This is a genomic window from Colwellia sp. C2M11, assembly GCF_018860915.1.
GTDB lineage: Bacteria > Pseudomonadota > Gammaproteobacteria > Enterobacterales > Alteromonadaceae > Colwellia.
The window spans coordinates 174,442-181,127 of sequence record NZ_JAHKQD010000003.1 but is presented as its reverse complement, the minus strand read 5'-3'; the positions used below and the strand labels follow the sequence as shown (position 1 = coordinate 181,127).

The 6,686-nt window shown below is 37.1% G+C and carries 7 protein-coding genes; 4 read left to right on the top strand and 3 right to left on the bottom strand.

Translation table 11 applies throughout. The annotated features are described in order from the left end of the window. Nucleotides 1-82: 82 nt before the first annotated feature. Entirely contained in the window at nt 83-1,114 is a 1,032-nt protein-coding gene (locus tag KO509_RS00760) for an FAD:protein FMN transferase (protein WP_215971371.1), read from the top strand. A 112-nt stretch (nt 1,115-1,226) separates the two neighbouring features. Next, complete coding sequence (nqrM, locus tag KO509_RS00755; protein ID WP_215971370.1) at nt 1,227-1,457, top strand: (Na+)-NQR maturation NqrM; 231 nt, start codon at nt 1,227-1,229, stop codon at nt 1,455-1,457. Nucleotides 1,458-1,595: 138 nt separating this feature from the next. Here nqrM and dxs read toward each other — a convergent pair whose 3' ends face one another. Genes dxs through xseB form a run of 3 tightly spaced genes read right to left on the bottom strand, consistent with a single transcriptional unit; the run spans nt 1,596 to nt 4,657 of the window. Further along, nucleotides 1,596-3,470, bottom strand: a complete 1,875-nt coding sequence (dxs, locus tag KO509_RS00750; RefSeq protein ID WP_215971369.1) for a 1-deoxy-D-xylulose-5-phosphate synthase — start codon at nt 3,468-3,470, stop codon at nt 1,596-1,598. A 33-nt stretch (nt 3,471-3,503) separates the two neighbouring features. Beyond that, entirely contained in the window at nt 3,504-4,394 is an 891-nt protein-coding gene (gene ispA / locus KO509_RS00745) for a (2E,6E)-farnesyl diphosphate synthase (RefSeq protein WP_215971368.1), read from the bottom strand. Next, entirely contained in the window at nt 4,391-4,657 is a 267-nt protein-coding gene (gene xseB / locus KO509_RS00740; protein ID WP_215971367.1) for an exodeoxyribonuclease VII small subunit, read from the bottom strand. The genes ispA and xseB overlap by 4 nt, the downstream gene beginning before the upstream one ends. 245 nt (nt 4,658-4,902) lie before the next feature. Between xseB and pomA the strand changes: the two genes are divergently transcribed. Next, nucleotides 4,903-5,670 (top strand): flagellar motor protein PomA, encoded by a 768-nt coding sequence (gene pomA / locus KO509_RS00735; protein ID WP_215971366.1) that lies wholly within the window; start codon nt 4,903-4,905, stop codon nt 5,668-5,670. Between the two features lie 27 nt (nt 5,671-5,697). Further along, nucleotides 5,698-6,639, top strand: coding sequence for a flagellar motor protein MotB (locus KO509_RS00730; RefSeq protein WP_215971365.1), 942 nt, complete (start codon nt 5,698-5,700; stop codon nt 6,637-6,639). Nucleotides 6,640-6,686: the final 47 nt, after the last annotated feature.

The following is a 6,686-nucleotide window of genomic DNA, read 5'->3' as shown; positions in this document are numbered from 1 at the left end:
TTAGGTCGTCTTTATTATTTATATCAAGATATTAAATTACCCAAATTAGTATCTTGATATAAATAATAAATTTGGAATACCTATGAATAAATTCAAACTAATACTAATTGTCTTATTAGCCCTTATCCTAACAGCTTGTTTTCCTAGTAATAACTCTGCTAAAAAAGAAATTTTATTGCAAGGTTATACGATGGGAACTACATACAATATTAAAGTTGTAGCGACAGCCGCTGAGGTAGAAAGTTTAGGCTTACATAAACAAATTGATACATTGCTCGAGCAAGTGAATCAGGAAATGTCGACTTATATTCCTAATTCGGAATTATCTCGCTTTAATGCTCTTCAGTCACTGGAACCTGTTGAAGTATCACCTGGTTTTAAACGAGTCTTAGCGGAATCTATTCGTTTAGGTGAGTTAAGTGGTGGTAAATTAGATATTACCGTTGGTCCTTTGGTTAACTTATGGGGGTTTGGACCTGAGCATAGACCAGAAAAAGTACCAAGTGACGAGTTACTAGCCAATACACGGTTACGTGTTGGGTTAAAGAACCTTCATTTGAATGGCAATAAATTATCAAAAGATATTCCTAACTTGTATGTTGATTTGTCTACTACGGCTAAGGGCTATGGGGTCGATGTAGTCGCAGAGTTAATTGAAGCTAATGGTATCCATAACTATTTAGTCGAAATAGGCGGAGAACTTCGTGTAAAAGGTTTTAAGCATACTGGTGAGCTGTGGGCAATTGCGATAGAAAGACCTATTTTTGATCCTTTAGGTGATCATAGAGCGGCTCAGCAAGTAATTATCCCTAAAGATAATGCTGTTGCTACAGCAGGCGACTATCGTATTTACTTCGAAGAAGATGGACAACGCTTTTCTCATATTATTGATCCTGATACTGGGAAGCCGATTAATCACAACCTTGTGTCAGTCACCGTTATTGCTCCATTATCCATGACCGCGGACGGTTTATCTACTACCATGATGGTGATGGGCGCTGAAGAAGGAATGAAGTTTGCGACTGAAAATGATATCGCAGCATTGTTCATTTCTAAAGCTGAAAATGGCTTTCATGAAGAATTTACGGTAAAATTTAAGCAATACTTGAAATAATACTTACCGTGTGTCGGTCTTAATTAATAACATAGATACGCATTAAACTTATTTTCCAATGGCTTTTGTCCTGAGCCCTGATCATTAATTATTTAATTGAGAGCATAACATTATGATGATTTTTATTATTACCTTTGGTTTTTTCCTAGTTGTCGGCGTAGCTATGGCAGTGGGTTATATTTTTCAAAATAAAACGTTAGCGGGTAGTTGTGGTGGTTTAGCAAGCGTCGGTATTGAAAAAGATTGTAATTGTGAAAATCCATGTGAAAAACGTCAAGCGCGTGAGCGTAAATCAGCGCTTGAAGAAAACTTGAACAATAGAATAGATGTTACAAATCTCTAGTGATTTGAGACTATAGACTTATTAAGGATAGTACCATTGCTATCCTTTTTTGTTTAATAGGTTTATTTAATAGATTTTTTACTGAACGCTAACTTAATCAAGTCATATAAAAATATCAGTATTGTTAATTTATAGCGGCTAGTTCATAAAACTTTTTATTTTTTGAATGATCCCTAAACTATCTAAGCCTAACTCTTGATGAACTTCTTCTTGCGTACCATGCTTAATAAATTGATCAGGAATACCTATATTTAATACTTTTATTGCGATACCTTGCGATAAAATATATTCATTTACTGCTGAGCCTGCACCACCCGCTATTGCATTATCTTCAATAGTTACTAGGGTACTATGGGTTTTAGCTAATTGATTAATCATGTTATTATCAAGTGGCTTAATGAAGCGCATATCTATAAGGGTTGCGCCAAGTGTTATAGCGGCTTTATTTGCTTCAATTAGCATGGTACCAAAGCTTAAAATCGCGATATTATTATTGCTTTCGTTTGGCGATATTATTTGTTTGGCTTTACCTATCTCTATCACTTCATCAATATGTGGTAATTCTTCACCAGTACCACTGCCGCGTGGATAACGAACAACGGTGGGAGTGTTTGATTTATGCCCTGTATTTAACATTAATTGGCATTCACGTTCATTAGCTGGTGCCATAATTACAAGGTTTGGAATACAACGTAAAAAGCTTAAATCAAATGAACCTTGATGTGTAGCACCATCTGCACCCACAATACCCGCGCGATCAACAGCAAACATTACTGGTAAGTTTTGAATGGCAACATCGTGAATAAGTTGATCGTAACCACGTTGTAAAAAGCTTGAATAAATTGCAACAACAGGGTGCTGATCACCAATTGCTAATCCAGCTGCGAACGTGACAGCATGCTGTTCAGCAATGGCGACATCGTAATATTGATCAGGAAAGCGTTGACTAAATTCAACCATACCCGACCCTTCACGCATCGCGGGGGTAATTGCGACTAACTTTTTATCTACAGCCGCTGTTTTACAGAGCCAATCACCAAATATTTGAGAGTAAGTTGGCAATGAAGGTTTAGATTTAGGTAAATGTGCATCACTAGGATTAAATTTTGGAACAGCATGATATTTTATTGGATCTTGCTCTGCAGCTTGAAAACCTTTACCTTTTTTAGTCGCAATATGTAGCAGTTGTGGCCCTTTAAGGCTACGCATATTTTTAATTGTATCGACTAAACCATTAACATCATGACCATCAATTGGACCAATATAATTAAAGCCAAGTTCTTCAAAGAAAGTGCTAGGAACAACCATACCTTTCAGGTGTTCTTCTGCTCTGCTAGCCAATTCTTTAATTGGAGGAATGTTATTTAATAAACGCTTACCACCTTCTCTAATACCTGTATACAAACTACCTGATAGCATTTTGGCGAAGTGATTATTTAATGCACCAACATTTTCTGAAATAGACATTTCGTTATCATTTAAAATGATCAACATGTCTTTTTTAATATCACCAGCGTGATTTAATGCCTCAAAGGCCATTCCTGCAGTCATTGCACCATCACCAATAACGGCAACAGTTTTTCTATTTAATCCTTCTTTTTCTGCGGCAACTGATAAACCTAAGGCAGCAGAAATTGAAGTGCTTGAATGACCAACACTTAAAGTATCGTATTCACTTTCTTCACGCCAAGGAAAAGGGTGTAATCCGTCTTTTTGTCTAATAGTATGCAGTTGATCGCGACGACCAGTAAGAATTTTATGTGGGTATGCTTGGTGTCCAACATCCCAAATAAGGTGATCAAAAGGCGTATTGTAGACATAATGCAATGCAACAGTCAGTTCAATAGTACCTAACCCTGAAGCGAAGTGGCCACTGCTTTTACTTACTGAATTTAATAGGAATTTACGCAGCTCATTACTTATTCGCGGTAATTTATCTTGAGAATAATTTCGCAAATCTTTTGGTGAGTTGATTTGGGTAAGTAATGGATAGTCAGCAAGGTTTGTGGTCATAGTTGTTCTATAGTTGTTTTTATTTTTAGCTACTTAATGGCTACGTTTAATGATAAAGGTGGCAAAATCAGCTAAGGATTGTGTATTGTAAGGCAAACTGGCTAAAGCTTGAAGTGCTTGTTGAAATAAGTTTTCAGCTTTTTCTTGAGCACCTTCTAAGCCAAGTAGGGCTGGGTAAGTGCTTTTATTTAACGCAATGTCCGAACCGCAAGGTTTCCCAAGCTGTTCTTGGGTTGATATTATATCAATAATATCATCTCTGACTTGATATGCGAGACCAATAAATTTTGCATACGCTTTTAGTGATTCTTTTTCTGATTGTGATATTTTGGGGCTACATTCGGCTACCATTGCAACAGAAGCTTCCAGTAAGGCACCCGTTTTCAATGAATGTAAAGTTTCCAGTTGTTCTAAGGTTATCATTTTATCAGTTGCGGCTAAATCAAGTGCTTGGCCTCCGCACATACCTTGATAACCAGCGGCCGTTATTAGTTGCTGAATTAGCTTAACTTGCTTAGGTTTAACTGCTTCTGAAAAATCGTGGTTGGCAATAATATCAAAAGCAAGAGTTTGTAAGCTATCACCAGCAAGAATTCCTGTTGCTTCATCAAAAGCCTTGTGACAGGTTGGTTGACCACGCCTTAAGTCATCATCATCCATCGCGGGTAAGTCATCATGTACTAAAGAATAAGCATGTATACATTCTATTGCGCCAGCTATTCCATCAACGTCTTTTAAATCTAGGTCTAATGCTTGTCCTGTAATATAAGCTAAATAAGGACGTATGCGCTTGCCACCTATCAATAGCCCATATCGCATTGCTTGATGAAGTTTCTTATCGTTAACAGTTAAACTCGCAAGTTTCTGCTCTAAAAATTGGTCGATACGTTGTTGAAAAACATCATGATTGGCTAAACTACTCACGAAAGATCACCGGATAATTGCTCATTGTCAGTTAACGCAAAATCTTGGAGTTGTTGTTCTCCGTTTTGCTCGAGTAAAATTTTTACTTTTTGCTCTGCTGTTTGTAGCTTATTTTGGCTTAGTTTACTTAATGTTAAACCACGCTCAAAAAGTGCCATTGATTCTTCTAAGTCTAAATTCCCTTGCTCTAAATTTTGTACTATCGTGTCCAATTCGCTAAGAGATTCTTCAAAACTTAGGTTTTCTAATTTTTTTTTGGCCATATTTTATATTCTCTTTATGCCTTAGATGCTTTCAACTCTAGGCGCAAACTTACCTTAGCTAAGCACAATGGTCAATGTAGTGCTCATATATTTCAGCGTATATTGTGATTATTTAACGATTAAGTTATTGACTATTAGGGCGATAACTTAATATATAAAGGGATAAGTAATGGCGAATAGCTTTATCATAATGTACTATTATTTTATTAGATCAAATTAGTTTTTATAGCTTTAGGAGTTTTTCTGTGGATTTAGCAACCTTAATCGGTATCCTTGGTGCCATTGCTTTTCTCGTTATGGCGATGGTTTTGTCTGGCGATATTACGATGTTCGCTGATACCCAATCAGTACTAATTGTTTTTGGTGGTTCACTATTTATCGTGTTATCTAATTACAGTATAGCTCAGTTTTTTGGTATAGGAAAAATTATAGCTAAAGCGTTTATATTTAAATTAGAAAAGCCCGAAGAATTAATAGAAAAAGCCGTTGATATGGCTGATGCTGCACGTAAAGGTGGATTCCTCGCCTTAGAAGAAGCAGAGATAACCAATAATTTTATGCAAAAAGGCGTTGACATGCTTGTTGATGGTCATGATGCCGATGTAGTGCGGGCGACCTTACAAAAAGATATTAACCTAACGACAGAGCGCCATGAAAAAGGTGCTGGTATGTTAACGGCTTTAGCTGATGTTGCACCTGCTATGGGGATGATTGGTACACTTATTGGACTCGTTGCTATGTTGGCTAATATGGATGATCCTAAATCTATTGGCCCAGCTATGGCGGTTGCTTTGTTAACGACACTTTATGGTGCCTTCTTAGCAAATGTTATTGCTATTCCGTTAGCGACTAAATTAAAACTGCGCATGGAGGAAGAAAAAATGAATCAAGAGTTAATTCTTGATGCCGTGCTTGGAATCCAAGATGGGCAAAACCCGCGAGTCATTGAAGGTTTATTGAAAAACTATCTGGCTGAAGGTAAGCGTCAAACGAATACTACTGATGATGAATAACAATCGATTTATTAATAGGGAGGACTTATGACTGAGCAAAAGTGTAAATGTCCGCCACCTGGGCTACCTGCATGGATGGGAACATTCGCCGATCTTATGTCGTTGTTAATGTGTTTCTTTGTTCTATTGTTATCTTTTTCTGAAATGGATGTACTAAAGTTTAAACAAATTGCCGGATCAATGAAATTTGCTTTTGGGGTACAAAATAAAATTGAAGCAAAAGATATTCCGAAAGGGACAAGTATTATTGCTCAGGAGTTTAGACCTGGTAAACCGGAGCCAACACCAATAGAAGTTATTCAGCAGCAAACCATGGAAATAACTCAGCAAATGTTGGAGTTTGAAGCGGGAGAAGAAAACTCGGCTGGTGGACGTCAAGAGCAACGTGGTAGCGAACGAGGCGGAAAATCACAGAGTACTGATGATGCCTTATCTGAACAAGCGTTACAAAAAGCACAAGAGCAAATAGAGCAGGCAGCACAAGATCAAGTTAATGAATTGGTCAAAAAAATAGCTGATAAACTTGAAGAGCAAATTGAAGATGGTGCTATTGAATTAGAGTCACTAGGACAACAAGTTATTATCCGTATTCGAGAGAACGGCTCATTTCCATCAGGCTCTGCTTTTTTACAGCCTAAATTCAAACCTATTATTAGACAAATAGGTGAGTTGTTGAATACAATTCCAGGTGAAATTATGATTTCAGGGAATACTGATAACCGTGGAATAGATTCAGAGTTATTTGACTCAAACTGGGATTTATCTAGTAAAAGAGCGGTTGCTATTGCACATGAAATAATTAAAGTACCAGGGTTTAATCAAACACGTTTAGTTGTTGCAGGGCACGCAGACACACGTCCATTAGTACCAAATACTAACCCATTGAATCGTCGACGAAATCGCCGTGTTGAAATTGCCATTAATCAAGGTAAGCCAAAAGAGAGCGAACCTATTCAAGTACTACAATAAAAATTAAGGTATAACCTTAGTTATGTTGAAAAGCTGTCATCGTAATG